This is a genomic window from Microcystis sp. M53598_WE2 (assembly GCF_030067735.1).
Taxonomy (GTDB): Bacteria; Cyanobacteriota; Cyanobacteriia; order Cyanobacteriales; family Microcystaceae; genus Microcystis; species Microcystis aeruginosa.
In genome coordinates, this window is sequence record NZ_JASJFE010000271.1 from 1 (window position 1) to 1448 (window position 1448).

At 45.4% G+C, this 1448-nt stretch carries 1 protein-coding gene; it reads left to right on the forward strand.

Annotated elements, in window-relative coordinates; genetic code table 11:
• The first annotated feature begins 88 nt into the window (after positions 1-88).
• Positions 89-1297 (forward strand): ATP-dependent 6-phosphofructokinase, encoded by a 1209-nt coding sequence (locus tag PX636_RS05710; RefSeq protein ID WP_288116459.1) that lies wholly within the window; start codon positions 89-91, stop codon positions 1295-1297.
• The last annotated feature ends 151 nt before the right edge of the window (positions 1298-1448 follow it).

A 1448-nucleotide genomic window follows, 5' to 3' on the forward strand; every position in this document is an offset into this window, starting at 1 on the left:
ACCCTAAAACCCTAAAACCCTAACACCCCAAAACCCTAACACCCACCCGACTCCCGACAAAGAAAAAAAAATCCTGGAGGATATAACCATGAACGAGAATCAAAAGAAAAAAATCGGCATTCTGACCAGTGGTGGCGATTGCCCGGGGTTAAATGCGGTAATTCGTGCCGTGGTGAAATCATCAAAACTCAAGGGTTGGGATGTGTACGGCATTCCCTACGGGACCGACGGTTTTATGCAGATTGCCGAGGGAAAATATCACCCCGAAGATTTGATCCTGACTCAGCATGGCTATAACCTACCCGGGGTCTTGAAAGGATTAGACGTTTTGCAGTTTCTTAGTGGTAGTGTCTTGGGTTCTTTGAGCAAAGGACATCCCGAAAACCCAGAAATTGCCACGAAAATCCTGCAAGGATACGAAATGCTGGGATTAGATGCCCTGATCGTCGTTGGGGGCGATGGGAGCATCGATATCATCTACGATCTCGCCCAGAAAGGCAACTGGAATATTATCGCGGTTCCCAAAACCATCGATAATGACGTTCCCTATACGGAATGGGCAGTCGGTTTTACCACTGCCGTCGATATCGTTACTCAAGCTTTGTATGATCTCACCTTTACCGCCGCTAGTCACGAAAGGGTGATGATTGTGCAGGTGATGGGTAGAGATGCCGGTCATCTAGCTCTTCATGCTGGAATTGCCGGGGGGGCCGATGCGATTTTTATTCCCGAATTAACCCCTGCTCTCACTCCCGAAATTATCGACGGTTGTTGTCGTCATTTGGCAGAATTACGCGCTCAAGGTCGTAAATTCGCTCTCATTGTGATTTCTGAGGGTGTTAAGAACGAAAATAACCAAAAAGAGAAGTATATTGCCGATTATTTAGAAAAATTAATATTTGACAAAACTCGCTCTTTGTGCGTTACCGATCCCGTCTTCTGTTATCTCAATTCCATGGATGTGCGGGCCATGTCTTTGGGACACCTGCAAAGAAGTCGTCCTCCTTTGGCCATGGATCGACTGTTAGCCACGGCCTTCGGCATTAAGGCCGTAGAATTAATCGAACAGGGTAAACTCGATCGCGTGGTGATTTGGCGCGGGGGACAAGTGCGTAGTTTGCCCCTGAAACCAGTGATCAAAATTATCAAACAATGTCATCAAGAGCATCGCTGTGCCTATCCCGTGGATCCTGATGGTTTTATCGTCAAAACAGCCCGTTCTTTGGGAATTTACCTAGGGGAAAATACCACAACTGAGACGGCAGTAGTTCCGCAAGCTGTGGATGCGTTGGTTTAGTGATAATAAAGCGAGAAGGGTTGCTAATACTTTCTCGCTTTTTTAATTGGTTAAGATATTTAATTCTGCTAATTTTACTTGCAATAATTTACTGTATTTTATGGCTTTTCTCAGTAATCTGTCATCGGTGGTTAACAATACGTCTATTCTA